The sequence below is a fragment of the Burkholderia sp. Se-20373 genome (assembly GCF_017104705.1).
GTDB lineage: Bacteria > Pseudomonadota > Gammaproteobacteria > Burkholderiales > Burkholderiaceae > Burkholderia.
The window spans coordinates 1-25,793 of the sequence record NZ_JAAGPH010000020.1; the positions used below are offsets into that span (position 1 = coordinate 1).

Genomic DNA, 25,793 nt, shown 5'->3' on the forward strand with positions numbered 1-25,793 from the left:
CTTCCGATCCGCCGGCCGCGCGCACGGTGGCGCCGGCGGCCGCCGCGTCGCGCAGCACGGCCGCGAGCCCGGCGGGCGACGCAGGCGTCGACACGGTTGCATCAGGACTGCAGACATATCCCGACCAGTTGCGCCACATGGCATTGTCTCCGTGGTTGTCGTTTGAATGGATTGAACGGGTTGACCGGTTTGAACGAGGGCCGCGCGGCCCGCTAGAAAAAGCTCTTGCCTTCGCCGCGATAGGTGGGCGCCTCGCCGACCACGCGGCCGCCGCGGATCAGCAGCAGCGTGTTGAAGCGCTCGCACAGTTCGCCGGCCTTCGCGTGGCGGAACAGGATCGGGTCGCCGATCGCCGGTGCGACGCCGCGCGGCACACGCACGGGCGTCTGCACCTCGCCCGCGCCTTCGTTGCCGATCAGCGTGCAGCCGGCCGGCAGCCACGGCCGCGGCAGGCGGCTCTTGCCGGCCGGGCCCGACGCGATATAGCCGCCGCCCGAACAGGTCACGATGCCCGGCTGCGGAATCCGCACGACCGGCAGCGCGAAGCCGGCGGCCGGCTGCGCATGAAACGCTGCGTAGTGATCGAACAGCGCCGGCGCGTAGAGGCCGGAGCCGGCCGCCAGCTCGGTGACCGACGCGTCGCCGAGCGTGCTCTCGATGCTGCCGGTGCCGCCGCCGTTCACGAAGCGCAGCGCGTGGCCCGCCGCTGCAAGTGCCTGCACGGCCGCCTGGCGGCGCGCGTTGATCTCGCGCGCCGAGCGGCGCTTCAGGTGCCGCACCAGCGCGTTGCGTGCGCCGCTGCCAGGCTCCATGTCGGCCACACCGGCGATCTGTCCTTCGTAGCCCATCACTCCGTCGAGCCGCACGTGCCGTCGCTCGCCGATGCGGTGCGCGAGCGCGAGTGCGCCGGCCGCGTCGCGCACCGGCGAGCGGTACATGCCGAAGTACAGGCCCGGATACGCGGACGACATGTCGAGATCGATCGCGAGCGGGATCGTCTCGCGTTCGTCGTGGGCGATGCGGTCGATCGCGTCGATCTGTGCGGCGTCGTCGACCATCAGCGTGATCGAGCGGCCGCGCCTGAGCTGGGCGGCCACCGCGCGCAGGTCGTCGGGCTCGACGGTCGGATACGCGACGACGATGTCGTCGAACCCGCCGTCCGCGAGCCACGCGGCTTCCGCGGCCGAGTAGCACAGCAGCCCCTGCATGAACGGGCCGGCGGCGAGCACCGCGCCGATCAGTTCGCGCGAGCGCACCGACTTCGTCGCGAGCCGGATCGGCAGGCCGCGTGCGCGGCGCTTCAGGTCGGCGAGGTTCGCGTCGAGGCAGTCGAGGTCGACGAATGCGGCAGGTAGCCGGCGGCCCGCGAGCGCGTCGCGATAGGTCGGATAGTCGTGGACGGCGGCGGGTGCGCGATGCGGAAGGTCTGCACGGCTCATGGAGCGGGCTCGGCTGGGTGGGGTGGGTATCGCGCCGACCGTTCGGCGCGTGTCGGAAACCAGCATAGGGCTGGCCAAAATGACGACCAAGCGCTCAGCGGGTCGTTCGACGGGTCTTATCCGGCCATCCGTATCGGTCACGCCGATGTGTGAACACCGCGCGCCGTGCGGCTGGATCGCCGCTTGCTTGGTGTCGCGGCGCACACGGTACGTGTCGGCCCGAACCGCCGCCGGACGGGCGTGACGCGCGACATGGCGCGCCTGGCCGAACGATCGCGAAATGCGTTTCAAACGTCTGGCGGGGCGCGGCCGCCGCGAGCAGGTTTAGTGCCTGCGTTCTAGTGCCGCTTTTGACTGCCTGCCGGATTCGACCTAGAACCTACTCGCGGATGCACCGGCGAAGAACGGCATGACGTGACGAGGAGGCGACGTGAAGAAGAACAGGGCACGCTGGCGGCACACGGGCGCGATCGCGGCGATCGGCGTGGTCGTCGTTGCAGTCTGGCGATATGAAGCGGCGACGCCGGCGCACGCCGCGTCGGCCGGCGCAACGACCACGACGGCGAGCGTGCAGCCAGGCACAGCCGATACGTTCGGCACCGGCACCGGCACCGGCACTGGCGCCGCGATGCCCGGCTCCGAGGAACGGCGGCTCGATGTCGACGCGCTGCGCCGCAGCCTCGCGGGGCGCCCCGATGCGGATGCCGAAGTGAAGCGCATCGTCGCGTTCGCGCGTTTTCGCGACGAGGTTGCCGCGTATGGGGATCGCCGCAACAGCATGCCGCAAGCCGAGCGCGCCGCGCTCGCGCATCGGATTCTCGACGAACTCCCCGACCATGTCGCGCGCAACGAGATCGTGCCGGTGCAGGCCGAGGCGCTGAGCGCGGCGCTGCTGAACGATACCGAAGCCGATCCCGCGACGCGCGGCGCGGCGATCCGGTCGATGCGCGCGCAATGGGACACCTATGCGCAGCAGACGGTCGGCCCGTCGCCGGCGCAGGACCCGCGCTATCGCTCGTACGAACAGCAGAGCCGCGACGTCGTCCGGCAGGTTCAGGCGAGCGTTCCCGATCCCGACCAGCAACAAGCCGTCATCGCGCAGCGCCTGCAGGCGTTGCGGGTCCAGTTGTTCGACGGCGCTTCACCGTCCGGCGCGCACTGAGCGCCGAATCCGCGACGCCGAGGCGAAGCCCGGCGGCCGCGTCATGTCCATCGACAAGGAGGGGAGATGTCCACAGCACGAAGCCTGCTGCGCGCGGCCGTTGCCATGCTGCTCGGTTGCGCGGCACTGAACGGTCACGCCGCCGATACGACGATGCCGGATCCGTCGATTCCCTATTATTCGTGGTACGAAGTGACGTTGCCGGAGAGCACCGGTGCATCGTGCGGCAATGGCACGCCGATGCGCTTCTACGTCAATCGCGCGCAGTCGGACAACCTGCTGTACATGATGGAGCCGGGCGGCGCGTGCTGGGACTACGGCACTTGCACGCAGACGTCGACCGGCGCCGAGGCCGGCCTCGGCGGCTTCAATCCGGACGGGATCCCGCACAACTACATGAACGGCACCGCGAACCAGAGCCTGTTGTCGTCGTTCCTGTCGCCGCTGCTCACGCGGATGGATCTCGCGCATATTCTCGTCGGCGAACCGAAGGTCGAGACGCAGCAGTGGACACAGGTTTTCGTGCCCTATTGCACCGGAGATATCCACATGGGCAGCGCGGTGCGCAACTACACGTCGCCGAGCGGCGACTGGCGATTGCAGCACTACAGCGGGCTGAAGAACATCCAGGCCGTCGCGCAGTGGCTGATGTCGCACGGCTTCGGCAAGCCGAACCGGCTGCTCGTGTACGGGATGAGCGCGGGCGGCTACGGCACGCTCGCGAATTACGCGACGCTGCGCAACACGCTGCAGCCGCAGGCGCATAGTTCGCTGCTCGACGATGCGGGCACGGTCTTCAACACGCCGTTCGATGCGGATGCGGCCACGCATCCGTCGGTCGGCCTGTACGACCGGGTGCGCACCGAGTGGGGGATGACCGGCCCCGACGGGATGATCACCGTGAACAGCCGGCTGACCAGCAAGTTCGATCCCGGCAACATGGGGAGCGCATACGCGGCGCTGTCGGCGACGTTTCCGCACGACCGCTTCGGGTTCTCGAGCTACCAGCGCGACAAGATCATCGCCGCGTATCACTATCGCGCGTTCGTGCCGGCCGTGATCGCGGCGCCCGACGACGCGACGAAGGATTCGCTGTCGCTCGCGATGTTCGACCAGGAGCTGGACGGGCTGAAGCAGACGCTGAACCCGTTGCCGAACTTCGGCTACTTCATGCCGTGGGCGCGCAACGACTTCATCGCCAACCACCAGGTGACGGCGGTCAGCTTCACCGGGTCGGGGATCCACGAGCACGGCATCGACGCGGATATCGGCACCTTCGTCGACAACTTGCTGAACCAGCAGGACCCGGCCGATACACCGGTGATGAAGGCGTTCCGCACGCAGCAGGGGTCGGATTTCACGTTCTCGACGTTTCTGGCGTGGATCGACAGCATCTTCAACCTGACCGGCGAAGCGGGGCCGATCTCGGGGCACCGGGCGTGACGTGAAGTGGCGGTTCGCCCGAGCGGGCGAGCGCGGCGCAGTGCGGCGGCCGGGTGTCGTGGCCGCTCGCCTGCGTCGGTGCGTGGCCGTGCGGAGCGGCGCTACGTTACGGCTTCACCACCGCAACCGCCGGCCCGCCCGAATCCGTGCCGGGCGCACCGTTCGACCCGTAGGCCGCTTCGGCGCCCTTGCGCTCGGCCAGCCGCTTGGCGGCCAGGCGTTCCTGCGCGGCGACGATGTCACCCGGATAGTTGTCGCCATCCGCGGCGATCGGCTCGTAGCCGACCGATTCGAGGTCGAACAATTCCTGGCGCACCTGCGCACGCGTGAGCGTCGAGTGCGACGACTGTGCGTACGACACGGCCGGTGCGGCGAGAAGGGTGGTGGCGGTAGCGGCGACGGTGGCGATGGTGACGATGATGGATTTCACGGTTTCCTCAGACGGTTTCGTTGCGGTTCGGCGCGATGGTGGCTGGCTGAACTGACGAGACAAGTTTAGGAACCCGGATCGGCCGGATAAATGCCGATTCCGGTCCAACTGTGTTTCCGAATCCGTGAGAGTGGGTGACGGACGACGTCCTTGGCGCCCGGTTTTGGGGGGGTGATTCGCGTGAAATGCCGATCGATGCGGGTCACGCAGCCGTTCCGTCAAACCGGCTACGCACGCGATGCCCAGCGGGCAGACGCATGCCTGCCCGGCACGGCTAGTCGTCGAAACGCGGAAAAGCCCGCTGGCGCTTCATGTCCTTCAGCCACTCCTTGACGTTCGCCGGATCGTCGAACTCGCGCAGCGTCAGGTTCAGGTCGTGGATGCCGCGCTGCGTGCCCGCGATGTCGCGCGTGAGCATGCGCATGATGGTATCGGGCGCGACCTTGACCGACGGCGCGATCCCGTAAGTCCGCCGGAATCCGGTCTCGACGTCCTGAATCTCCTGATCCAGCTCGCGAAGCTGATCTTCCAGAATGCCGTTGTAGCGCGCGAGCCGATCCTCGCCGAGGCCGTTGATCGCGTGCCGGTCGATCTGTTCGATCTCCAGTTGCAACTCCAGCAGTTGCAGGAGCTTGCCGTTCGCGTAAGCGTGGTTGACCCGCTGCATCAGCACGGTCTTGCGTTCCTGTTCCTGGGGATCGGTCTCGCGATCGGGGTGCAGCGCGCTCGCCAGCTTCCGGTAGATCTCGCGGATCGACCGGCTCGCTTCCGCCTGCTCGGCTTCGCGCTTCGCCAGCGCAGCCGATTGGCGGGGCGCTTTCTTGCGCTTGGCGCGCTGTGCCTCGCGGGCCGCGTGCTGGGCCATGTCCCGTTCGAACTGCGCATCCAGTTCGGCCTGCATGCGCGCCATGAGCTCCTCGGGCGACAGTGCGCCGAGATCGTCTTCGTTCGTCACGCCAGGCGTCGATTCCGACTTCGGTTCCTGCTCCGGCTCGGTTGCTGCGTTGCTGCCGTGATCGGCGGCGCTGTGCCGGGCGTGGATGGCCTTCAACTGCGCGTCGTCGCTGAAGTCGAGCAAGTCGCGCGCCATGCTGGCGATCATCCCGGACAAGGTGTGCTGCTCGGCCTTGCTCAATCCCTTCTGCAGATACGCGTCGTCGAGCTGATTGAGCAACCGGATCCGCAGTGCGGTGGACGTCTGTTCGAGCGGCAACAGCTCGTCGACGAATTTCTTCTGGAAGGCCGGCATCGCCGCTTCCCACGCGCCGAGCTGCTCGCGCCGCTTCTCGATCTGCTGGACGAGCGTATTGAATGCTTTCTGGGCGTTCGACAGGCTGGCTGCCTCGTGGCCGGGCGCGATGGCGACCGCTGTTCCGCGACGTGCGGTCATGATGAATCTCCTTCGGCTGCGGCAGGACGCGCAGCAGCGCGGTATTTTAACCGGCCCGCCGTGTCTTCCTTGCCCGGCCTGGCGTGGCTACTCCAGGAACAACTGCCCCTGCCCGGAGATCACGCGCTCGAAGTCGTCGCGCAGGAACGGCAGGATCGCGTCGGCCACCGGCTGCAACTGGCGGCTCAGGTAGAACGCATAGTCGATCGGCGAACGCATGGTTTCGAGCGGCTCGGGGCCGGCCGTCGTCATCACGTAGCTGATCCAGCCGCCGCGCTGATACTGCAGCGGCCGGCCCTGTTCCTGGTTGAACGCGTCGGCGATCCGCGCCGCGCGCACGTGCGGCGGCACGTTGCGCTCATACTCGCGCAACGGCCGGCGCACGCGCTTGCGGTAGACGAGCTGGTCGTCGAATTCGCCGGCCAGCGTGCGCCGCACGGTGTCGCGGATGAAATCCTGGTACGGCTCGCGGCTGAACACGCGTCGGTACAACTCGCGCTGGAACTGCTGCGCGAGCGGCGTCCAGTCGGTGCGCACCGTTTCGAGCCCCTTGAAGACGAGGTCCTCGCCGCCGTCGGCCGCTGCCGCGAGCCCCGCGTAGCGCTTCTTGCTGCCTTCTTCCGCGCCGCGCACGGTCGGCATCAGGAAGCGGCGGTAGTGCCGCTCGTACTGCAGCTCCAGCGCGCTCTCGAGCCCGAAGTGGTCGCGCAAGTGCGCCTGCCACCAGTGGTTCACATGCTCGACGAGTGCGCGGCCCTTGGCGCCGGCTTCGTCGTCGTCGTGCGCACGGCCGAGCCACACGAACGTCGAATCGGTGTCTCCATAGATCACTTCGTACCCCTGCGCTTCGATCAGCTCGCGCGTGCGGTGCATGATCTCGTGCCCGCGCATCGTGATCGACGACGCGAGGCGCGGGTCGAAGAAGCGGCAGCCCATCGAGCCGAGCACGCCGTAGAACGAATTCATGATGATCTTCAGCGCCTGCGACAGCGGCGCGTTGCGCTGCCGCTTCGCGTCGTCGCGGCCTTCCCACACGCGGCGCACGATATCGGGCAGGCAGTGCGCGGTACGCGAGAAACGTGCGCCGAGAAAGCCGGACACCGATGCATCGTCGCCGGGATGCGCGAGCCCTTCGATCAGCCCGACCGGATCGATCAGGAACGTGCGGATGATCGACGGATAGAGGCTCTTGTAGTCGAACACGAGCACCGAGTCGTACAGCCCGGGGCGCGAATCCATCACGAAGCCGCCGGGGCTGGTCTGCCCCGTCACGTCGCCGAGGTTCGGCGCGACGTAGCCGAGCCGGTGCATGCGCGGCAGGTACAGATGCGTGAACGCCGCCACCGACCCGCCGGTGCGATCGGCCGCGAGGCCCGTCACGCTCGCGCGTTCGAGCGCGAACGACAGCAGGTCGGCCTTGTCGAAGATGCCCGTGACGAGCTCGCAGTCCTTCAGGTTGTAGCGCGCGAGCGCCGGCTTGTCGTGATCGAAGCGGCGCTGGATCTCCTCCATCCGCTGGTACGGGTTGTCGATCGACTTGCCTTCGCCGAGCAGCGCCTGCGACACGTATTCGAGGCTGAACGACGGGAACGTCCACGTCGCGGATTTCAGCATGTCGATGCCGTCCAGGATCAGCCGGCCGGCCGCGCCCGCGAAGAAGTGGTCGGGCTGCTGGCCGTGCGCGCGCCAGTCGAGCACGCTGCCGCCGCGGCCGAGCTTCAGCGGGATGCCGTATTGCTCCGAATGGGCATGCAGGATGCGCAGGTCGAACTGCACGAGGTTCCAGCCGATCACCGCATCGGGATCGTGTTCGTCGAACCATTCGTTGAGCCGCGCGAGCATCGCGGGCCGGCTGTCGCAGTAGTCGAGGCGGAAGTCGATGGCGTTTGCGGCGTCGCTGTCGCTGCCGTTCGGCGGGCCGAGCATGTAGACCTGCCGTTGCCCGCAGCCTTCGAGCGCGATCGAGTACAGCTCGCCGTGCACGCTGGTTTCGATGTCGAGCGACACGCAGCGCAGTGCCGGGCGATAGCCGTCGGCGGCTTTCAGCTCGGCGCCGGCCAGCGTGCCGTCGGGGCCGGGTTGCCCGCGAAACTGCACGCACGCCGTGATGAAGCGCTCCATCGCGTAGCGGTCGGGCGGCTGCACGTCGGCTTCGTAGACGTCGACGCCGGCTGCCGCGAGACGCTTCTGCAGCCCGGACAGATGGCGATAGCGCTTGCAATAGAGGCCGACGACCGGGCGCTGCCGGAAGTCGCGCAGCGCGAGCGGGCGCAACTCGGCCTCGCGCTCGCCGGCCAGCGCGCGTTCGGCGAGCGCCTGCTGTTCGGCCGGAATGAACGCGACGGCTTCCTGCGGGCGCAACCGTACGCGGCGCGGACCGTGTTCGGTTGCCAGCCAGAACTCGATCTCGATGCCGGATGCGGTGTCCCGCCAGTGGCGGGTGAGGATGAAGCCCTGCTCGAACGCCGTCAAAACGCTTGCTCGTGGTGGATGCCCAGGCGGCGGATTTTAGCGCTTGGGCGGGGGGAGCGGACGGAATGCATTTTTGCGCGCTGTTGACGATACGTATCGGGACACCTGCCGGTCCGATCCCGACCATCCACCGGCTTGCTGACGGTCTGCACTCCCCACCGTCTCCACCCAACCTCGATCCCGGATACCGGCCGGGTAACGCGGGACGTCGTGCGCGTCGCGGTCATCTCCAGCGTGGGCTCGGCGAGCGCGTGAAGTCCGGCGCGCAATCAGGTGACGGCGACCCGTTGCGCGACGCGCCATTCCGTGCGCGTTGAATTGGACGGTTTGAGGGTCCAGCGTCGCGCGGCGATTGCGTGCCACTTTGGCGTCACTATGCGTCGACGGCGAGTTCGAGCACAGAGGCTCGGAGCATGGCTGTTCTAACCTTGATCGACACCGTATCGATCGCGAACCGGCAAACCTGAAACGACACGCTGCAAGGAACGAATCAGGCGGATGACAACCGACGCGGCGTGTCGACCACGGCCGATGGCGGCTGCCGACCACCATCGTCACCTTTCGACCTCAGTCCCGGCATCATCCCGACAACAAAGTCGATGAACGCCCGTACCTTGGCCGGCACGTGGTTCCGGCTCGGATAGTAGACGTAAAGCGGGAAAGTCTCGTCGCACCAGTCCGTCAGTATCGGCTCCAGCGTGCCCGCCCGCAGGTGGGTGTCGATCCCGAGGTCGATCACCTGAGCGATCCCGTAGCCTGCAAGGCAGGCACCGATTTTGGTTCCTGCGTCCGTGACCATCAGCTTCCCGCTGACGGCCACCTTCACTTTCTCGTCGTCACGCCAGAACTCCCAATCGAAGGGCCTGCCGGTCGCCGGGTCGATGGCCAGGATGCATTCATGGCCATCGTCGACCAGATCCTGCGGCGACCTCGGCCGACCGCGCTGCTCCAGGTACGACGGCGCGGCCACGGTCAGGACTCGCGGACTGTACAGCCTGCGGCAGACCAGGGTTGAAACGGTTGGCGGTCCGAACCGGATGGCGAGATCGAATCCGTCGCTGATCAGGTCCGGGAAGTCGTGCCGGGTTTCCAGCTTCACATGAAGCGCAGGGTGATCCTTCATGAACTGGGCGAGCTCCGGCGCCAGCACCAGGCGGGCGAAAACGGCATCGCACGCCACACGAAGCGTTCCGTTGACGGTCGCGGTCTGGTGAGAGGCGCCGGCGGTTGCCTCTTCAATTCCCTGGAGTAACGGCAGCACCTTGGACAACAGTTCATGGCCGGCGTCCGTCACTTCGACATGCCGGCTGGTGCGCTGCACGAGCTTCGCGCGCAGGCGGTCCTCCAGTCGCTGGATGGCGCGACTGACCGCCGGTTGAGTCTTGCCCAGACGGGATGCGGCACGGCCGAAGCTTCCGGATTCGGCGATGGCTGCCAGAACCAGCAAGCCGCTGACGAGCCCTCCATCGAGGTCTTCCATGATCCATGTGTTCCTGTAATGGCAGCGATAACCGTGGCGCCGTAGCCGAGGGCTGCGTGGATCGCTCACTATACGAGCCGTTCACTACCGAGGGAAGCCAGCCATGACCCAGACCCAAGCCGTCGTCGCCTTGATCGACGATTATTTCAATTTGGCTTATGAGCCGAAGAGCCGTGACTTCGACGCGGTCTTTCACCCGAGCTGCCTGATTCAGTGGGTGGATGAAGGCCGGTTGCGCACGCTGTCGTCGCAGGAGTATGCGGCGCTCATCCATGGGAGGCAGAGCCCTCGCGCGACCGGCGCGCCGAGAGATGAAGCGATCCTGTCGACGGAGAATATCTCGGACAGCCTTTCAACGGCCACCGTGCGGGTGCGAATCGGAAACAAGCTCTTCAACGATCACTTCGTCATGCATAAGGTAGAAGGCAACTGGCTGATCGCGACCAAGGCGTCCGCTGTCGTGCATACGTTCGACTGAAACGCCACGCGGCGGATGCACGTCAACGTCCGGATTCGTGAGTGCCCGACAGCATGCACGCAAATACCGACGAACGAAAAGCCCGGGGAACTCATCGATTTCCCGGGCTTGCTACGCCATCGACCATTGACTGACTTGAAGCGGGGCCGGGGACCAGACTCGAACCGGCCCCCTCAAACATGCCCCTCATGCTCGATCGCCCGTCCCGGCGACGAGCGCGCGGCAACGTGCATCGGCACCCCCGACATCCTCGCCGCCCGCTTCGCCCACATCGCCGTCAATATCGGCACGAGAATCGCCGTCACGAGGCAAGCCGTCGCGACGATCGCCGTCGCCGCCGGCACCATCGGCTTGAACTTCGGAATCATCTCGCCGATGATCGCCGGGTTCGCCACCGCGGCGCCGGCCGTCGACGACGCGGCGAGCCCGGCGGTGCCGTTGCCGCCGCCCAGAAGCTTGTCCGCGAGCATCAGCGGCACACCCGTCACGACGATCACCGCGAGCCCGAGCGCGATGCCCGGCAGCCCGCTCTTCGCAATCACGTTGAGATCGATGCCGTTGCCGAGCGCGAAGCCGAAGAACGGGATCAGCGGATGCACGCAGCGCCCGAACAGCTCGCGCAGTTCCTCATCGAGGTTGCCGAGCGTGAAGCCGATCAGGAACGGCAGCACCGCGCCGACGAACAGCCGCGTCTCGAACACCGCGACGCCGGCCGCGCCGAGAATCAGCATGCTGACGAGCGGCCCCGATTCGATCGACATCAGCACGAAGGCGCCCGCCTCTTCCTTGCTGCCGTACTGCTGCATCACGGCCGCGTAGAGGCCGCCGTTGGTCATGTCCATCGACGTCGTGATCGCGAGCAGCGACAGGCCCGCGAACAGGCCGGTCTTGATGCCATCGTCGGGAATGAACTGGGCGGCGATCACGGTCGCGAGCCACGCGACCACGAGCTTCGTCGCGAGCAGCGTGCCCGATTTGCGCAGCACGACGCCGGTCGCGCGCAGGTTGATCGTCGCACCCATGCAGAAGAACCAGACGGCGAGGATCGGCACCGTGCCCGCAATCAGGCCGTTGGTGAACGAGCCGAAGTACTTCCCGGCGTTCGGCGCGAACGTGTGCACGCACGCGCCGAGCAGCATCGGGACCAGCATGAGCCCGCCCGGGATGCGGTCGATGGCCTGTTTCAGCTTCACGTCTCCTCCGTGGACGTCGATGCGTCCCGTTGTCGAATGATGTCTGCTGACTGACTATAGGACATGATTCGGAATGCTGTTCCGTTTTTGTCGATATCGGTGGTAGTCGTATACCCGTAAGGCGATACGAGATTGATTCCAAAGGAATTTATCGACCCCGAGCGCGGAATCAAAAATCCGGATTGGCGTTCCGAATTTGAGGAATGTGTGCTTCAATCTTCGTCAGGGCGATCGTCGGCGCGGGTGTCGGCGGCGCGTCCATTTCCCTCGGAGAACCGGCATGGAAGTGCGGCAAGGCATCCACGGCGAACATGCGAAGACGCTCGACACGGCCGGCCTGCGCCGGCATTTCCTGGTGGAGAACGTGTTCGAGCCCGACGCGCTGTCGCTTACCTACAGCCATATCGACCGGATCATCGTCGGCGGCGCATGGCCGGCCACGCGCCCGGTCGAGGTGCCGGCGTCGCTCGGCGCCGCGATGGGCGTGAGCCATCTGCTGGAGCGGCGCGAACTGGGCGCGATCAACATCGGCGGGCCCGGCTGGGTCGAGGTCGACGGGCAGCGTCACGTGGTGGGCACCGAGGAGGCGGTCTACATCGGGCAAGGCGGGCAGGGTGTCGTGTTCGGCAGCGACGATCGAGCGCATCCCGCGAAGTTCTATCTGAACTGCGCACCCGCACACACGGCCCATCCGACACGCACGATCACGCTCGCGCAGGCGTCGCCCGACACGCTCGGCGATGCGGCCACGAGCAATCGCCGCACGATCTACAAGTTCATCGTGCCCGACGTGCTGCCGACCTGCCAGCTGTCGATGGGGATGACGAAACTCGAGCCCGGCAGCCTGTGGAACTCGATGCCATGCCATACGCACGAGCGGCGGATGGAGGTGTATTTCTACTTCAACCTCGCGGCCGGCGCGGCCGTGTTCCACCTGCTCGGCGAACCGCAGGAGACGCGCCACGTGGTCGTGCACAACGAGCAGGCCGTGATCTCGCCGAGCTGGTCGATCCATTCGGGCGTCGGCACGCAGGCGTACACGTTCATCTGGGGGATGGTCGGCGAGAACCAGGTGTTCAAGGACATGGATCACATCGCCGTTGCCGACCTGCGCTGACACCATGAAACGCGATACGCCCGATCTTCCCGCCAACGACACGCGCACCGCGCTCGCCGGCCTGTTCGACCTGACCGGCAAGGTCGCGATCGTCACCGGCTGCAACACGGGGCTCGGCGCGGCGATGGCCGTCGCGCTTGCGTCGGCGGGATGCGACATCGTCGGTGCGAACCGTTCGGCGCCCGCCGAGACATCGGCGCGCGTCGAAGCGGCCGGGCGGCGCTTCGTCGACGTGCGCGCCGATCTGTCGACGCTCGAGCCGGTCGAGCGGATCGTCGGCGGCGCGATCGATGCGTTCGGTCACGTCGACATCCTCGTCAACAACGCGGGCATGATCCGCCGCTGCGATGCGCTCGAATTCACCGAAGCCGACTGGGACGCCGTGATCGACGTGAACCTGAAGAGCGTGTTCTTCCTGTCGCAGGCCGTTGCGCGCCAGATGGTGCGGCAGGGGCGCGGCGGCAAGATCGTCAACGTCGCGTCGATGCTGTCGTTCCAGGGCGGCATCCGCGTGCCGTCGTACACGGCGTCGAAGAGCGGCGTACTGGGTCTCACGCGCCTGTTCGCGAACGAATGGGCCGCGCGCGGGATCAACGTGAACGCGATCGCGCCGGGTTACATGGAGACCGACAACACCGCGCAGTTGCGCGCGGACAGCCGACGCAGCGACGACATCCTCGGCCGCATCCCGGCCGGCCGCTGGGGCGTGCCGGACGATCTCGCGGGCGCGGTGGTGTTTCTTGCGTCGCGCGCATCGGACTACGTGCACGGTCACACGCTTGCCGTCGACGGCGGGTGGCTCGCGCGCTGACCGTGCCGCACGGCGAACGCGTTATGCTCTCCCGATTTGCCTCTCACGGATTCACGGACATGACAGCAACGCCCAGACAGCGCAAGCGTGATCAGGCGAACCCGGAAGCGGGGGGCGGCCATCCGCGGGCCGGCCATCAGGAGGCCGGCGATTCGCAGGCCGGCGGCGCGGAGAAGGCCGACTCGGTTGCCGCCGTCGGCAAGGTCTTTACGATCCTCGCCGCGCTCGGCGATCGCCGCGAGATCGGCATCAGCGAACTGTCGCAGCATCTCGGCATGTCGAAGACGACGGTGCATCGTTTCCTGCAGACGCTCAAGGCGCTCGGCTACGTCGCGCAGGAAGGCGAGACCGACCGCTACCGGCTGACGATCCGGCTGTTCGAGCTCGGCAGCAAGGCGCTGGAGAGCGTGGACCTCGTGCGCGAAGCCGATCTCGAGATGCGCCGCATCGGTCAACTGACGCGCGAAGCCGTGCATCTCGGCGCGTTCGACGAGGACGCGATCATCTACATCCACAAGATCGACGCCGATTACGGGCTGCGCATGCAGTCGCGGATCGGCCGGCGCAATCCGCTGTACAGCACGGCGATCGGCAAGGTGCTGCTCGCGTGGATGGCTCCCGGCGAGGCGCGCGCGGTGCTGGCCGGCATCGAGTTCCGGAAGTCGACCGCGAAGACGCTCGCGTCGGCGGATGCGGTGATGAGCATCCTGCCGCACGTGCGACAGCAGGGCTATGGCGAGGACAACGAGGAGCAGGAAGATGGCCTGCTGTGTCTCGCGGTGCCCGTGTTCGACCGTTTCGATCGCGTGATCGCGGGCTTGTCGCTGTCGTTTCCGACGATGCGATGCGGCGCGGACACGAAGGCGCATTACGTCGCATTGCTGAAGGAAGCCGGGCAGGCGATTTCCGCGCGGCTGGGACATCGCCAGGAGGCGGCTGGCGTCGAGCAGGCGACGGTCGCACAGGATTGAGCACGTGCCGGTAGAGAGCCGGCAAAACGAAACGACGATACGACGTCAAGAACGGATCATGCAGATGACAACGACGATGCGCATCGGTATCGCGATGCTTGCGATCGGCGCGTGCGTGGGCACGAACGGCGCCTACGCAAAAAACGCAGTGGACTGCGCCAAGCTCGACGCGGCAACGAGCGGCCCGGACGACAACTTCCGGCCGCCGGCGTCGGGCACGGTCATCGGCGCGGGGCGCGCGTACTTCTACTCGGCGCCCGATGCGCAATGCATGACGACGCGGACCTTCATCATTCCCGGCGATTCGGTAACCGTCTACAAGTCTCACGGGCGCTGGTACAACATCATGTACATCAACGGCAAGACCGGCGAAGACTTCGAAGGCTGGGTCGAGCAGGGCCGCGTGCGCCTGGACGGTCAATACGGCGCACAGTAGCCGTCGATGCGAATGTGTCGGCGGCACACTCCTACACCGACACCCACGCACGATCCTGCCTCAAATGCTCCACCCGCTGCGGCCGTTGATACAGATAACCCTGCGCATACTGAATCCCGACCGCATGCAGCGCCCGATGCTGTACTTCGGTCTCCACACCTTCCGCGATGATCTTCAGGTCGTAGTGATCCGCCACGGACGCGATCCCTTCGATCAACCCCGCACTGCCGCCGTTCAGTTGCGAGACGAACTGGCGATCGATCTTCACGTAGTCGAACGGAAAGCGTGACAGCAAGTCGAGATTGCTGTGATGCGTGCCGAAATCGTCGATCGCGAACTTCGCGCCTTTCGCGCGCAGCGCATGGAACATCGCGGTGGTCCGCGCGTTCTTCTCGAGCAGGATGCGCTCGGTCACTTCGAGCACCAGCGTAAAGCCCGGCGGCAGCGCGCGGATCGCCTCCTCGACGACGGACACGAACCGCGTGCGCTCGAGATCCTTCGGCGCGATGTTGATTGCGATGCGCAGCGGCGCGCAAGGCGTCAGCGCGGACAGTTCCGTCACGGCTGTCCGCAGCACGAATTCGGTCACTTTCGGCAGCACCGCGCTCGATTCGACCTGCGGGATGAACACGGCCGGGCTGATGGCCCCCCACTTGGGGTGCTGCCAGCGCAACAGCGCTTCGACGCCGACGGTCCTGCGCGTTTCGACATCGACGATCGGCTGGTACACGACGTGGAACTCGTCGCGCCTGAGCGCATTGCGCACGGCCTTCAGCAGTAGCCGGCGCGGCGCCATCGCGAGCAGGTAGGCCGCCATCACGAGGCCGTCAGCCAGTAGCACGATCGTGATGCCGATCAGCCGATAGTGCTGCCGGACCTGCGACGCATAGTGCGCGGATGCGGCAACCCGCACCGTGAACGGCCAGCGGGGCGACACGATCGTGCTTCCGCCTGCTGGTCCGGTGGCCGACTCCGGCGTGAATGTCCCGCGCTGGTCGAGATGGCCCGAACCCGCGATCGACAGCGTCGCGGTTTCCGTCCCGTAGCGGGCGCCGTGCGCGAGCGCATCGGCCACGTAGTCGCCTTCGATCAGGTAGAGCACACCGGCGCCGGGTGCGGTCGCGTAAAACACGGGCAGCACCGGGATGCCTTGCTGGAACGGCGTCTGGCGCAGCAGCGTGACGAGCGTCGAGCCGGGTTCCGGCTCGTGGGTATACGCACCGAGCGGCAGGTCGATCGCCCCCAGCGCCGACGAGCACATGACACGGCCCTCGTGCACCAGCGCGACGGCGCGCAGATAGCGCAGGCGCGTACCTATCTCGGCGAGCGTCCGGAATACCGCCGGGCATGGCCGCCCGACGAGCGCGGTCAGTTCGTCCACATGCCGCAGGCGCGCGCCGTCCAGGATGCGGTCCACCGAGGCCACGATGTCGTTCGCGATGACGCGTTCATGCTCGGTGACGGTGTCGCGCGCGTAACGGTCGGCAAGTGCGATCGCGAATGCCGGCACGAGCACGCAAACGATTACGGCGGCGAAAAAGGCGACCCGCGGCCATGCGCCGCTGCGCTGGAAAACGGCCTTCGAGCCTGGCGTGAACGCTGACATTCCCGCGGTCGCCTTGGGTGTTGTGTGTATGGAGAGGCGAGTCGAACCGGTCGATACACCGCCGGCGCGTGCGTCATGCCGGGTTCGGGCCATGCGCGGTGCGTGCCGGTATCGCAATGCGATCTATGCGACGGTCGCGACGGGCATCTGCGGCAGACCCGGCGCAATCGGCCAATCATTCCGGAGGCTTGCCTTTATGAACATGTGCATGCAGCACATGTATATAGACGTAGCACACCGAAAAAAACCCCCGGCCGCATGGTCTTGCGGCCGGGACAAAAAACACCGTCTCTTGGCACGAGGATGGTGCGCGGCAAGTATAAGATGTGATGAGAGATTGCGAAATATTGTTATTCAACTATTGGTGTAGTTTTGTCATTGTGTCTCGACAGGAAACATTCTTTCGGGATGCTGTCTTCGTCGACCTGCCGGCGGCCTGCGATCGGTCGCCGCGCGATACGGTCGTACGTCTCGCCGGAGCTTCGGGATGGAAGAAAATACCGCGCCCACGGTCATCGTGACCGATGGCGCAGCCGCGGCCGACGGCGGTTCGCTGTGGATCCGGATTGCCGTGAACGGAAACCCCAGCAACTACTCGCTCAACCGCTCGCTCGCTGCGCGCGGCACGCCGCGCTACAACACCATCGGCGGTGAACATGGCCCGCTTTCGAAAGGTGAACGAAAGGAATTGCTCGCGCTGCTGCGCAGCATTGCCGCCCCCGCGATGTGGGCCGGCATGGTCGGTACGTTCGTGCAGGTGTTGCAGGCGTCCGAAGACGAGTGAACGACGCGGCGCGTCGGCGCGTCGCGCGGGCCGCGATTCAGAAATCGTTGCGCATCTTGCGCAGCAGGTCACCGCCCGACTGATGCGTATCCACCGCGGTGAGCACGTCGGTCAGGAACCACGGCAGGTTCAGTTGCGTATTGGCATCGCTGACGCATACGCGGATCGGCGGTGCCTTCAACGACGAGCGGGCGTCGGGCGTGGCGTCGCGGGACGGCACGCAGTTTTTCGCGTGCACTTGAACGGGCGCCGGCTCGGCGCTGCCGGCGGGCGCGCCGGCGGCGGCCGGCAAGCTGACGACGGCCAGCAGGGTCAGGACAGCGACAGGGGCAACGCGTTTCATGGGATTCTCCGGCAATGCTCGTTCGACCGCGCGGGCGGACGCGAGTTCGTCGGCGGCACGCTTGCGCGCCGCGCTCAGCCGCGCGCGACGTTCGCTGCCCGCGCCGGTTGCCGGCTGCGCCACTGCTGCGGCGATTCGCCGGTCCAGCGCCGGAAGGCGCGCGTAAAGGCGCTGTGTTCCGAATAGCCGAGCAACCAGGCGACTTCCGCAAGCGTCAGTCGCGGATCGTTCAGGTGGTCGATCGCGAGCCGCCGCCGCGTGTCCTCGCGCAGGATCCGGAAGTTGAGCCCGAGTTCGGCAAGCCGTCGATGCAGCGTGCGCGACGACACATGCAGGTCCGCTGCAATCTGTTCGAGGCTCGCTTCGCCCTGCGTCAGCAGGCGCGCGACGGCTTCGCGCACCGACTGTTCGAGATCGTCCGTCTGCCGCAGCTCGGCAAGCAGCGCGCTCGCCTGGCGTTCCATCATCTGCAGCAGCGCGTCATCCGGCTGGCGCAGCGGCTGCATGAGCAGGTGCAGCGGGAACGCGAGGCGGTTCACCGGCTGGCCGAATCGCACCGGGCAGCCGAAATAGTCGACGTACGGTCGTTCGTCGCCGGGCGACGGATGCACGAAGCAGACTTCGTCGGGCCCGTGGTGCGTGCCGGTGATGTTGCGTGCGAACTGGACGATGGCCGTCAGCGCCACTTCGTCGACGAGCGGGCCGAGCGGTTCGGGCGCGTCGTGCCATTCGATCGCGACCGACGTCGCCTCGACCCGCACCTCCATGCGCGCGACATTCGCGATCAGGTGTTCGTATTGCTGCCAGCGCGCGAGTGCGGCGCCGGCATCGCGGCACGCATGCAGCGCATAGCCGAGCGCACCGAGATGGGCGGGCGTGATTCGCTGGCCGACGTGCAGGCCGAGCAGCGGATCGTCGAGCGCGTGCACCGCGCATTCGAGCAGGCGCCGCCAGTGAGCGCTCGCATACAGCGTGAGCCCGCGATCGTGCTCGGGCGGCCGCGCCTCGCCGAGCACGCGCACGGCATCCTTGCCCTGCTCGGACAGATAGTCGAACAGCAGCCGCACGTAGGTGCTCGAGTAGTAGACGCGCTGCGTCGATAGCGGGGAGGCGGCGGGCATGGCGGAAAGTGTCAAGTAATCGTCGGCAAGTGTCAACGCGGGACGACCCGCGCGCGACCATACTGCCGGTCAGTTCTTGATCGAGGCCGCGAACATGCCGACCGAGTTGATGACGTGGCTCCATGCGTTCCTGGGTAACGACGTGGACTGGAAGCAGGTGCTGTTGATCGGCATGACGCCGGTCTTCCTGATCGCGTTCGCGATCGAATACGCGGTGATGACCGGGCGCGGCCGCCGCGAGCCGTTTCGCTGGAAGGAGATCGTCGCGAACCTGTCGCTCGGCGCCGGCTATCAGGTGGCCGAGACCGTGATGGGGCTCCTGTTCACGGGCGCGATCTTCGCGTGGGTCTATCGGCACCGGCTGTTCGACGTGCCGGTGAACGGCATCACGATCGTGCCGATCTTCGTCGTCGTGGAGTTCTGCTACTACTGGTTTCATCGCACGTCGCATCGCGTGCGCTGGTTCTGGGCCGCGCACGTGCCGCATCACAGCGGCGAAGTGATGAACTTCACGACCGCGATGCGGCAGTCGCTGCTGAACGCGTTCGTCGGCGTGTTCGTGTTCTACCTGCCGCCGGTGTGGCTCGGCATCCCGCCGGCCGTCGTGCTGTTCCTGCTCGCGGTCGATCTCGCGTACCAGTACTTCGTGCATACCGAGGCGATCGGGCGGCTGCCGCGCTGGTTCGAGTACGTGTTCGACACGCCGTCGAACCATCGCGCGCATCACGGCCGCAATCCGCGTTACATCGACCGGAACTACGGCGGCGTGCTGATCATCTTCGATCGCCTGTTCGGCACGTATGTCGAGGAGACGGAGCCGGTCGACTACGGAATCACGCAGCAGATTCGTTCGTACAACTTCATGGTATTGAACCTGCACGAATTCGTCGACATGTGGCGCGACGTGTTCGCGCCCGGGCCTGTCCCGCAGCGGCTGAAACACCTGTGGATGCCGCCCGAATGGGAGCGGCCGGGGCATCGGCCGATCCATACGTGGACTGTCGAGCGCAAGGGCGACGAGGAGACGGCCACAACCTCGTGTGCGATGCCCGACGAGAATGCGTCGGCGGCAGGGCGCAAGATCGTACAAGCCGCCGGTACACGATCCGGCTAACCTGCGTGCTTTCCTCGGCGAAAGGCGCGGCGGGCAATGACGAAGAAAGTATTCTGGGACGATCCCTACCGGACGACGCTGGATACCGTCGTCAGCCACGTCGACGGCGACCGCGTGCGGGTGGACGCCACCATCTTCTTTGCGCTTTCGGGCGGGCAGGAAAGCGATGCGGGGTCGCTGGGCGGCTATCCGGTCATCCAGGCCGACAAGCAGGGCCTCGACATCGTCTATACGTTGCCGCACGATCATGCGCTGAGCGTCGGCGATCGCGTGACCTGGCGCATCGACTGGACGCGGCGGTACCGGCTGATGCGCCTGCACTTCGCGGCCGAAATGGTGCTGCAGCTGGTCTATCGGCTCAGGCCCGGCATCGAGCGCATCGGCGCGCATATCGGGCCGGACAAGGCGCGCATCGACTTTGCGAGCGACACGAGCGTGGCGCCGCTGTTTCCCGAGATCGAATCGGCCGCGGCCGATCTGTCGAAGCGCGACCTGCGCATCGTGACCGACTTCAGCGATGTCGACACGCAACGGCGGTTCTGGCGTGTCGACGGCTTCGCGACGATGGCGTGCGGCGGCACGCATCCGGCGTCGACCGGCGAGGTCGGCATGCTGACACTCAAGCGCAGGAACACCGGGAAGGGCAAGGAGCGGATCGAGGTGATGCTGGTCGAGCCGGAGACGGCCGGCGGGCAGCGGGGCGAGCGGGTTGCGTAACCCGCTGCCCGCGTCACCTCACTGATACCCGTAACACTGCTTCAACCCCGCGTAGTCATAGAAGTGACTGCCCGGCGCGATTTTCGCGCCGTCGCACGCGGCCTGGAAATCCGTTTCGCGCTCGTTGTACAGCATCTTCACGATGAGCCGCGAGCCGTTGCGGTAGACATCCCACTGCATGTTCGCGGCCATCGGCGACACCTGATCACCGCGCCACGGATTGTTCGCATACGTGTAGGTCTGCGCCTGCGCTGTCGGCACGAACACGTTCTTCAGGTTCATGATCGACGCGAATGGAATCACGATCTCCGCGTGCGTGAAGCGCAGCTTCGCGGCGCGGGTCAGGTCGCCGCGCGCGATCGCATCGACTTCGCCGAAGAAATCGTCCTGCAGCACCTTCGCCATCCGGTACGTGACGGGGTTCGCTTCCTGGATGCCGGGGCCCTTCTGGTAGTAGTCCTCGGCATCCTGCAGATACGCGAGATACTGCGCCTGCTCCGCGCCGATGTACTTCTCCATCGTGACGCCGCCGGTTTCAGCCGTCATCGCGGGCGCGACCTGCAGCAGGTTGTACAGCACGCTCACCGCATCGACGGGCGTCGCGATCTTCGTCTTGCCGTCGCCCTTCAGCGTGTTGGTGAACTTGCCGTCCGCCGACGTGAATGCATAGGTCCCCGTGTTCGCGAACGAGTAGCCGTCGGTGCCGAGCTTCGCGATGAAGGCCTGCGACACGAGCGCGGACAGCACCGTCTGCGCGACGTCGGCCGCTTGCGGCGCGGCCTTGATCGCGTTGAGCTTCGCGGCCACCGTCGCGTCGTTCGCATACGCCTGGTATGCCTGGCTTGCCTGGTAGGTCGCGTAGTACGGATTGCCCGTATCGGTCACGAGATCGGTGGCCGGCTTCAGCGCATGGAAATACAGCAGGAAGCGGTTGGTGCCGGCCGGTTGCGCGACCGGCGCGTTCGCGGGATAACCGGACGGCGCGGCGGGCAGCGTGATCGCCGTGGCCAGTGCCGGCTGAGCCGCCACGAGCGACGCGGAGAAATACGTCGAGCTGTCGACCGCGCGATCCTGGCCGGAGTTGACGACGACGACCTGCCGGTTGCCGGCCGCGAACAAGGCGGGCAACCGCTGCGCGAGCCGTGCGGCGAGTTGCTGGTGTTCGCGGATGCCGGTTTGCGTGAGATTGCCGTACCCGGGCGTCGAGATGCCCGCCACGCCATAGCCGAGCAGCGCATTGGCCTTCATCATCGCGACCGTGTCGGCCTTCAACTGGGCGCCGAGCGCGGTCAGTGCGCCGTCGGCCTCGGCCTTGACCAGCATCGCGTAGATCGCGCCGTCGTACTTGAAGCCCGACAATCCACGCGAGCCGTGGCGCGCGACGAGTTCCGTATAGACGGGCGCGTAGCCGGCGGGTGGCGCTTCGTACGTCGCGGCGTCCTGCTGCGGACGGTACGGCGTCTTCGTCTGGTAGTAAGTCGCGGGTGTCGGCTTGGGCTGAGGCTGCGGTTGCGGTGCGGGCGTCGAACCGCTGTTGTCGGCAGAGGCCGCGGGTGGTGTCGAGTCGTCCCCGCCGCAGGCAGCGAGCAGCAGGCAGGTAATCGTGAGGGTGGTGGCGGTGCGGATCGGGCGTGTCATCGTGGCGTGCAACGGGCGGGACGATGCAGGTTCGCGTCGTCCCGTCTCCGGGAGTGATCGGTCAAGCCCCGAAGTGTTGCAAGCGACTTTGACAGCAGAATGTCAGGATCGAGTCGGGCAATCGTCGGATTGCCGTCCGCGTGGTACATGGCCGGCCACCGCCGGCCGGTGTGGCGGCGTTCAGTGCAGCCCGGCCGACGCGATCGAGCGCACGGTGTCGGTGATGTTCACGCAGCGCGACAGGCCGAAATGCTCGGCTTCGCGGCGCTCCGGTTCGCTGCTTGCAATTGCCACCGCGCGTTCGGGCGGCACGCCGAGTGCCTGCAGCGCGACGTCGAAGGGATGCTGGTTTGATCTGGAGTCCTGCTGATTGGCGTCCGTGACGACGACCGAGAAGCGGTCGAGGTTCGCGCGGCCGAACTGGCCTTCGAACATGTCGCTGAGCCGTGCGGCCGGCAGCGTCGTGACGAGACCGAGTCGATATCCTTCTTCCGATGCTCGGTCGAGCCACTGGATGATCGCGTCGCGTTGATGGCGCGATTCATGCGAATCCGGTGTTGCTTCGATTTGCGCGAATGCTGCGTCGAGACGGGTGACGATGGCTTCGATGACCACGGTGATTCCTCTTCAGAGACGTGATGATCCGTTCGCCGACGGGAATGCCACACACCTTAGCGTCGATCCGGAAATCACGACCAATTAATATTTATATTCGACCCATACGATTCGCCTAATGAATGGGACGTCGAGCCAATGTGGGCGCGGGATGCATGTCGCACGGCCTGTTTCGCGCGAATCGCATCGTATCGACGGCCTTCGATGTGATGCACCAGATTCGCGCACGCAGTGAATGCACCGCGCCTGTGCAAATGAAAAAACGGCATATCGAGCGATGCACGCCCGATATGCCGTCTTGCAATCCCGCGTATGAACAGGCGTGATCAGTGCAGCTTGATCGACGGCTGGTTGCGGCTTTGCAACCAGTGGCTCAGCGACTGGAACAGCGCACGCTTCACGCCGACCACGCTGAACAGGTGCTTGCGATACAGGAACTTGTACAGCCCGATCGCGGCCAGTCCGTCGACGATCAGCGAACGCGAACGCACGCTGATGTCGGCCTGGTACACGGCGCCCGCATGCCCGAGCGACACGACGGTGCCCGCATCGCGGAACGTGAAGGCCGCCACCGGCTTGCCGGCGACGCGCCGCGCGAACGCGTTGACCAGGTACACGGCCTGCTGATGAGCGACCTGCGCACGCGGCGGCAGGAAGCCGTTCGCGCCGCTCGTCGGGCAGGCGGCACAGTCGCCGAATGCATACACGTGCGGGTCGTCCGGCGTCTGCAGCGTGTCGGTCACGATCACCTGGTTCGAACGGTTGAGCGCGATGTCGCCGATCTGCCGCAGGAACGCGGGGCCCGCCACGCCGGCTGCCCAGATCGTGATGTCGCTCGCGAGCCGCTCGCCGGTCGAGGTCGTCACGGCATCCGCGCCGACTTCCGCCACGCGGGTATCGGTCAGTACGTCGACGTTCAGCGCGCGAAGCTGCGCGTGCATCTTGCCGGACAGCCGCTCGTCGAGCGCCGGCAGGATGCGCGGGCCGCCTTCGATCAACCGGATGTGCACGTCGCGTGCGGACACCAGCGCCTTGAAGCGGTACGTCGTCAGCTGCTGGATCGCGTCCCGCAATGCCGCTGCCAGCTCGACGCCCGTCGCGCCCGCACCGATCACGTTGATGCAGATCGGCGCCGCGCGCCGCGCGGGCTGCTGCTCGGCGAGGTGATTCGCCTTCGTGCACGCCGCGAGGAACTTCCGGCGGAAATCCTCGGCCTGGTCGAGGTTTTCGAGCGGCAGCGCGTGGCGCGCCGCACCCGGCACGTTGAAGAAGTTCGTCACGCTGCCGACGGCGAGCACGAGATCGTCATAGTCGAGCTCGCGCTGCGGCAGGATTTCCGTGCCGTCCGCGTCCTGCACGGCCGCGATCGTCGCGGTGCGTGCCACGCGGTCGACCTGCTGCAGCGCGCCCTGCACGAAGCGGAACCCGTGGCGCTTCGCTTGCGCCGCGTATTCGATCGTGTGCGAGGCCGGGTCGCGATGGCCCGATGCGGCTTCGTGCAGCAGCGGCTTCCAGAAGTGCGTCGGATAGCGGTCGACGAGCACGACTTCGGCTTGTCCGCGGCGTCCGACCGTATCGCCGAGACGCGTGGCGAGGTGCAGGCCGCCGGCGCCGCCGCCGACGATCACGATGCGCGGCAGGCGCGGGGCGCGGTCCGTTGCAAGGTTGGGCGTGGTGTTGTCCATGTAGGGCTCCCGCTTTAATGACGATTCGGATGACATTGCTCAAGAACCGACGATATAGTTTCGAACCTACACGAACAATTTAATGTTTATAAGCGACTCATATGTATTCACTTATAGGAAAGACCGCGACGTTCCGGCAGCTGAAGGCGCTGGACATGATTGCGCGGCTCGGCAGCGTGTCGCGGGCGGCCGAGGAACTGAACCTGACGCAGCCGGCCGTGTCGCTGCAGGTTCGCCTGCTCGAGGAGGCGGTCGGCGCCGCATTGCTGCAGCGGGTGGGGCGCGGCGTGCAGCTGACCGCGGCCGGCGAGATCGTGTCGCGTTACGCGCGCGAGATCCTGCATCTGTGGAGCGAGGCCGGCGACGAAGTGGCCGCGCTGACGGGCGATCTCGGCGGCACGCTGCGGATCGGCGCGATCACGACGGCCGAGTACCTGATTCCGCCGCTGCTCGTGAAATTCACCGCGACGCGTCCGCATGTGAAGACTTATTTCAAGGTGGGCAATCGCGATGACATCATCCGCATGCTCGCCACGCATGAAATCGATCTCGCGGTGATGGGCAGCGCGCCGAAGGAGTTGCGCACGCATGCGGTCGAGTTCGCGAAGCATCCGATGGTGTTCGTCGCGGCGCCCGGCCATCCGCTGATGCAGCGCAAGCGCGTCGCGCTGAAGGATCTCGAATCCGCGCACCTGCTCGTGCGCGAACGCGGCGCGGGGACGCGCTCGACGGTCGAGAGCCTGTTCAAGAACGCGGGCTACCGGTTCCATGTGGGCTCCGAACTGTCGAGCAACGAGGCGATCAAGCAGATGGCCGAAGCGGGGCTCGGCGTGGCGTTCCTGTCGTTGCACGCGTGTGCACTCGAACTGCGCACCGGGCTGCTCGGGCAACTGCCGTTCCCCGGCAACCCGATCGAGCGCGAGTGGTATGTGGTCACGCTCGCCGACCGGCGCATTTCGCAGGTCACGGGGCTGTTCCGCGATTTCCTGATCAAGCAGGGCGCGCCGGTGATCGACGGCGCGACGGTGGCGCCGCACGAGCGGCGGCGCAAGTAGGCGGATGCGTCGGCCGGCCGCTCAGACGAGCCCGAAGTCGTCGTTGCTGTCGGGGATCGATGCGAGCAGCCGTTCGAGCCGGGTCCAGCCGACGATGCGCAGGCACCAGGCGGCGATCGGGGTGCGGTCGTTGCGGGGGCCGGATGAGGGGCGATTGGCGGAGGAAGGCGAGCGCGCGGTGAACGCGGCGCGCGGCGCAAGGCACTGATGGGGCATGACGGTCTCCGTAGGTGTCGGATGGGGCCATCGTAAGCGGCGCGGCGCCCGCCGGCGCACACGCAAGGATGACCCTG

General features: G+C 66.5%; 24 protein-coding genes. 11 read left to right on the forward strand and 13 right to left on the reverse strand.

What is annotated here, in order from left to right; all coding sequences use genetic code 11:
* Nucleotides 1-212: 212 nt before the first annotated feature.
* Nucleotides 213-1,439 carry an amino acid deaminase/aldolase gene (locus G3N96_RS09795; RefSeq protein WP_206137049.1) on the reverse strand — a complete coding sequence of 409 codons (1,227 nt, stop codon included), beginning with the start codon at nucleotides 1,437-1,439 and terminating at the stop codon, nucleotides 213-215.
* A 430-nt stretch (nucleotides 1,440-1,869) separates the two neighbouring features.
* Between G3N96_RS09795 and plcR the strand changes: the two genes are divergently transcribed.
* Nucleotides 1,870-2,601, forward strand: coding sequence for a phospholipase C accessory protein PlcR (gene plcR / locus G3N96_RS09800; protein WP_206137050.1), 732 nt, complete (start codon nucleotides 1,870-1,872; stop codon nucleotides 2,599-2,601).
* A 66-nt stretch (nucleotides 2,602-2,667) separates the two neighbouring features.
* Nucleotides 2,668-4,044, forward strand: a complete 1,377-nt coding sequence (locus G3N96_RS09805) for a pectin acetylesterase-family hydrolase (RefSeq protein ID WP_206137051.1) — start codon at nucleotides 2,668-2,670, stop codon at nucleotides 4,042-4,044.
* A gap of 106 nt (nucleotides 4,045-4,150) precedes the next feature.
* On the opposite strand, the gene G3N96_RS09810 is transcribed toward G3N96_RS09805, so the two are convergent.
* From G3N96_RS09810 to G3N96_RS09825, 4 genes are all read right to left on the reverse strand, one after another.
* Nucleotides 4,151-4,474 (reverse strand): DUF4148 domain-containing protein, encoded by a 324-nt coding sequence (locus tag G3N96_RS09810; protein WP_206137052.1) that lies wholly within the window; start codon nucleotides 4,472-4,474, stop codon nucleotides 4,151-4,153.
* 274 nt (nucleotides 4,475-4,748) lie between these two features.
* Nucleotides 4,749-5,864 (reverse strand): J domain-containing protein, encoded by a 1,116-nt coding sequence (locus G3N96_RS09815; RefSeq protein WP_206137053.1) that lies wholly within the window; start codon nucleotides 5,862-5,864, stop codon nucleotides 4,749-4,751.
* Between the two features lie 87 nt (nucleotides 5,865-5,951).
* Complete coding sequence (locus G3N96_RS09820; RefSeq protein WP_206137054.1) at nucleotides 5,952-8,336, reverse strand: DNA polymerase II; 2,385 nt, start codon at nucleotides 8,334-8,336, stop codon at nucleotides 5,952-5,954.
* Between the two features lie 490 nt (nucleotides 8,337-8,826).
* Nucleotides 8,827-9,816, reverse strand: a complete 990-nt coding sequence (locus G3N96_RS09825; protein ID WP_206137055.1) for a LysR family transcriptional regulator — start codon at nucleotides 9,814-9,816, stop codon at nucleotides 8,827-8,829.
* Nucleotides 9,817-9,919: 103 nt separating this feature from the next.
* On the opposite strand from G3N96_RS09825, the gene G3N96_RS09830 reads away from it, so the two are divergent.
* Nucleotides 9,920-10,294 (forward strand): nuclear transport factor 2 family protein, encoded by a 375-nt coding sequence (locus G3N96_RS09830; protein ID WP_206137056.1) that lies wholly within the window; start codon nucleotides 9,920-9,922, stop codon nucleotides 10,292-10,294.
* Nucleotides 10,295-10,467: 173 nt separating this feature from the next.
* Here G3N96_RS09830 and kdgT read toward each other — a convergent pair whose 3' ends face one another.
* On the reverse strand, nucleotides 10,468-11,487 hold the full coding sequence (gene kdgT / locus G3N96_RS09835) for a 2-keto-3-deoxygluconate transporter (protein WP_206137057.1): 1,020 nt from the start codon (nucleotides 11,485-11,487) through the stop codon (nucleotides 10,468-10,470).
* 280 nt (nucleotides 11,488-11,767) lie between these two features.
* On the opposite strand from kdgT, the gene kduI reads away from it, so the two are divergent.
* The 4 genes from kduI to G3N96_RS09855 all read left to right on the forward strand — a co-directional run bounded on the left by kduI (nucleotide 11,768) and on the right by G3N96_RS09855 (nucleotide 14,822).
* Nucleotides 11,768-12,604: a 5-dehydro-4-deoxy-D-glucuronate isomerase gene (kduI, locus tag G3N96_RS09840; protein WP_206137058.1), complete on the forward strand. Its 837-nt coding sequence runs from the start codon at nucleotides 11,768-11,770 to the stop codon at nucleotides 12,602-12,604.
* A 4-nt stretch (nucleotides 12,605-12,608) separates the two neighbouring features.
* Complete coding sequence (gene kduD / locus G3N96_RS09845) at nucleotides 12,609-13,415, forward strand: 2-dehydro-3-deoxy-D-gluconate 5-dehydrogenase KduD (protein WP_206137059.1); 807 nt, start codon at nucleotides 12,609-12,611, stop codon at nucleotides 13,413-13,415.
* 59 nt (nucleotides 13,416-13,474) lie between these two features.
* Nucleotides 13,475-14,386 (forward strand): DNA-binding transcriptional regulator KdgR, encoded by a 912-nt coding sequence (gene kdgR, locus G3N96_RS09850; protein WP_206137060.1) that lies wholly within the window; start codon nucleotides 13,475-13,477, stop codon nucleotides 14,384-14,386.
* A gap of 64 nt (nucleotides 14,387-14,450) precedes the next feature.
* Nucleotides 14,451-14,822 carry a hypothetical protein gene (locus tag G3N96_RS09855; protein WP_206137061.1) on the forward strand — a complete coding sequence of 124 codons (372 nt, stop codon included), beginning with the start codon at nucleotides 14,451-14,453 and terminating at the stop codon, nucleotides 14,820-14,822.
* A 31-nt stretch (nucleotides 14,823-14,853) separates the two neighbouring features.
* Here the strand turns inward: G3N96_RS09855 and G3N96_RS09860 are convergent, their stop codons facing one another.
* Nucleotides 14,854-16,428: an EAL domain-containing protein gene (locus G3N96_RS09860; protein WP_206137062.1), complete on the reverse strand. Its 1,575-nt coding sequence runs from the start codon at nucleotides 16,426-16,428 to the stop codon at nucleotides 14,854-14,856.
* Between the two features lie 487 nt (nucleotides 16,429-16,915).
* Between G3N96_RS09860 and G3N96_RS09865 the strand changes: the two genes are divergently transcribed.
* Entirely contained in the window at nucleotides 16,916-17,212 is a 297-nt protein-coding gene (locus G3N96_RS09865; protein WP_206137063.1) for a hypothetical protein, read from the forward strand.
* Between the two features lie 37 nt (nucleotides 17,213-17,249).
* Here the strand turns inward: G3N96_RS09865 and G3N96_RS09870 are convergent, their stop codons facing one another.
* Together G3N96_RS09870 and G3N96_RS09875 are read right to left on the reverse strand one after the other, a co-directional pair.
* Nucleotides 17,250-17,555 carry a hypothetical protein gene (locus G3N96_RS09870; protein ID WP_206137064.1) on the reverse strand — a complete coding sequence of 102 codons (306 nt, stop codon included), beginning with the start codon at nucleotides 17,553-17,555 and terminating at the stop codon, nucleotides 17,250-17,252.
* A gap of 74 nt (nucleotides 17,556-17,629) precedes the next feature.
* Nucleotides 17,630-18,676 carry an AraC family transcriptional regulator gene (locus tag G3N96_RS09875; protein WP_206137065.1) on the reverse strand — a complete coding sequence of 349 codons (1,047 nt, stop codon included), beginning with the start codon at nucleotides 18,674-18,676 and terminating at the stop codon, nucleotides 17,630-17,632.
* 94 nt (nucleotides 18,677-18,770) lie between these two features.
* On the opposite strand from G3N96_RS09875, the gene G3N96_RS09880 reads away from it, so the two are divergent.
* Together G3N96_RS09880 and G3N96_RS09885 are read left to right on the forward strand one after the other, a co-directional pair.
* Nucleotides 18,771-19,790, forward strand: a complete 1,020-nt coding sequence (locus G3N96_RS09880; RefSeq protein WP_206137066.1) for a sterol desaturase family protein — start codon at nucleotides 18,771-18,773, stop codon at nucleotides 19,788-19,790.
* A 36-nt stretch (nucleotides 19,791-19,826) separates the two neighbouring features.
* Entirely contained in the window at nucleotides 19,827-20,507 is a 681-nt protein-coding gene (locus G3N96_RS09885) for an alanyl-tRNA editing protein (protein ID WP_206137067.1), read from the forward strand.
* 18 nt (nucleotides 20,508-20,525) lie between these two features.
* Here G3N96_RS09885 and G3N96_RS09890 read toward each other — a convergent pair whose 3' ends face one another.
* The 3 genes from G3N96_RS09890 to G3N96_RS09900 all read right to left on the reverse strand — a co-directional run bounded on the left by G3N96_RS09890 (nucleotide 20,526) and on the right by G3N96_RS09900 (nucleotide 24,445).
* Nucleotides 20,526-22,145 (reverse strand): histidine-type phosphatase, encoded by a 1,620-nt coding sequence (locus G3N96_RS09890; RefSeq protein WP_206137068.1) that lies wholly within the window; start codon nucleotides 22,143-22,145, stop codon nucleotides 20,526-20,528.
* A 180-nt stretch (nucleotides 22,146-22,325) separates the two neighbouring features.
* Nucleotides 22,326-22,760 (reverse strand): phosphatase, encoded by a 435-nt coding sequence (locus tag G3N96_RS09895; protein WP_039344286.1) that lies wholly within the window; start codon nucleotides 22,758-22,760, stop codon nucleotides 22,326-22,328.
* 326 nt (nucleotides 22,761-23,086) lie between these two features.
* Nucleotides 23,087-24,445 carry an NAD(P)/FAD-dependent oxidoreductase gene (locus G3N96_RS09900; protein WP_206137069.1) on the reverse strand — a complete coding sequence of 453 codons (1,359 nt, stop codon included), beginning with the start codon at nucleotides 24,443-24,445 and terminating at the stop codon, nucleotides 23,087-23,089.
* Nucleotides 24,446-24,546: 101 nt separating this feature from the next.
* On the opposite strand from G3N96_RS09900, the gene G3N96_RS09905 reads away from it, so the two are divergent.
* Entirely contained in the window at nucleotides 24,547-25,500 is a 954-nt protein-coding gene (locus G3N96_RS09905) for a LysR family transcriptional regulator (protein ID WP_046548935.1), read from the forward strand.
* A gap of 21 nt (nucleotides 25,501-25,521) precedes the next feature.
* On the opposite strand, the gene G3N96_RS09910 is transcribed toward G3N96_RS09905, so the two are convergent.
* A complete protein-coding gene (locus tag G3N96_RS09910) occupies nucleotides 25,522-25,716 on the reverse strand; it encodes a hypothetical protein (protein ID WP_206137070.1) in 195 nt (64 codons plus the stop codon).
* Between the last annotated feature and the right edge of the window lie 77 nt (nucleotides 25,717-25,793).

Bases quoted from the DNA above. Each gene is read 5' to 3' on its own strand.
- G3N96_RS09815 (WP_206137053.1), bottom strand. From the start codon at position 5,864: ATGACCGCACGTCGCGGAACAGCGGTCGCCATCGCGCCCGGCCACGAG.
- G3N96_RS09825 (WP_206137055.1), bottom strand. From the start codon at position 9,816: ATGGAAGACCTCGATGGAGGGCTCGTCAGCGGCTTGCTGGTTCTGGCA.
- G3N96_RS09880 (WP_206137066.1), top strand. From the start codon at position 18,771: ATGCCGACCGAGTTGATGACGTGGCTCCATGCGTTCCTGGGTAACGAC.
- G3N96_RS09875 (WP_206137065.1), bottom strand. From the start codon at position 18,676: ATGCCCGCCGCCTCCCCGCTATCGACGCAGCGCGTCTACTACTCGAGC.
- G3N96_RS09885 (WP_206137067.1), top strand. From the start codon at position 19,827: ATGACGAAGAAAGTATTCTGGGACGATCCCTACCGGACGACGCTGGAT.
- G3N96_RS09855 (WP_206137061.1), top strand. From the start codon at position 14,451: ATGACAACGACGATGCGCATCGGTATCGCGATGCTTGCGATCGGCGCG.
- G3N96_RS09860 (WP_206137062.1), bottom strand. From the start codon at position 16,428: ATGTCAGCGTTCACGCCAGGCTCGAAGGCCGTTTTCCAGCGCAGCGGC.
- G3N96_RS09830 (WP_206137056.1), top strand. From the start codon at position 9,920: ATGACCCAGACCCAAGCCGTCGTCGCCTTGATCGACGATTATTTCAAT.
- G3N96_RS09890 (WP_206137068.1), bottom strand. From the start codon at position 22,145: ATGACACGCCCGATCCGCACCGCCACCACCCTCACGATTACCTGCCTG.
- kduD (WP_206137059.1), top strand. From the start codon at position 12,609: ATGAAACGCGATACGCCCGATCTTCCCGCCAACGACACGCGCACCGCG.
- G3N96_RS09795 (WP_206137049.1), bottom strand. From the start codon at position 1,439: ATGAGCCGTGCAGACCTTCCGCATCGCGCACCCGCCGCCGTCCACGAC.
- G3N96_RS09870 (WP_206137064.1), bottom strand. From the start codon at position 17,555: ATGAAACGCGTTGCCCCTGTCGCTGTCCTGACCCTGCTGGCCGTCGTC.
- G3N96_RS09865 (WP_206137063.1), top strand. From the start codon at position 16,916: ATGGAAGAAAATACCGCGCCCACGGTCATCGTGACCGATGGCGCAGCC.
- G3N96_RS09900 (WP_206137069.1), bottom strand. From the start codon at position 24,445: ATGGACAACACCACGCCCAACCTTGCAACGGACCGCGCCCCGCGCCTG.
- kdgR (WP_206137060.1), top strand. From the start codon at position 13,475: ATGACAGCAACGCCCAGACAGCGCAAGCGTGATCAGGCGAACCCGGAA.
- G3N96_RS09905 (WP_046548935.1), top strand. From the start codon at position 24,547: ATGTATTCACTTATAGGAAAGACCGCGACGTTCCGGCAGCTGAAGGCG.
- G3N96_RS09805 (WP_206137051.1), top strand. From the start codon at position 2,668: ATGTCCACAGCACGAAGCCTGCTGCGCGCGGCCGTTGCCATGCTGCTC.
- kduI (WP_206137058.1), top strand. From the start codon at position 11,768: ATGGAAGTGCGGCAAGGCATCCACGGCGAACATGCGAAGACGCTCGAC.
- G3N96_RS09910 (WP_206137070.1), bottom strand. From the start codon at position 25,716: ATGCCCCATCAGTGCCTTGCGCCGCGCGCCGCGTTCACCGCGCGCTCG.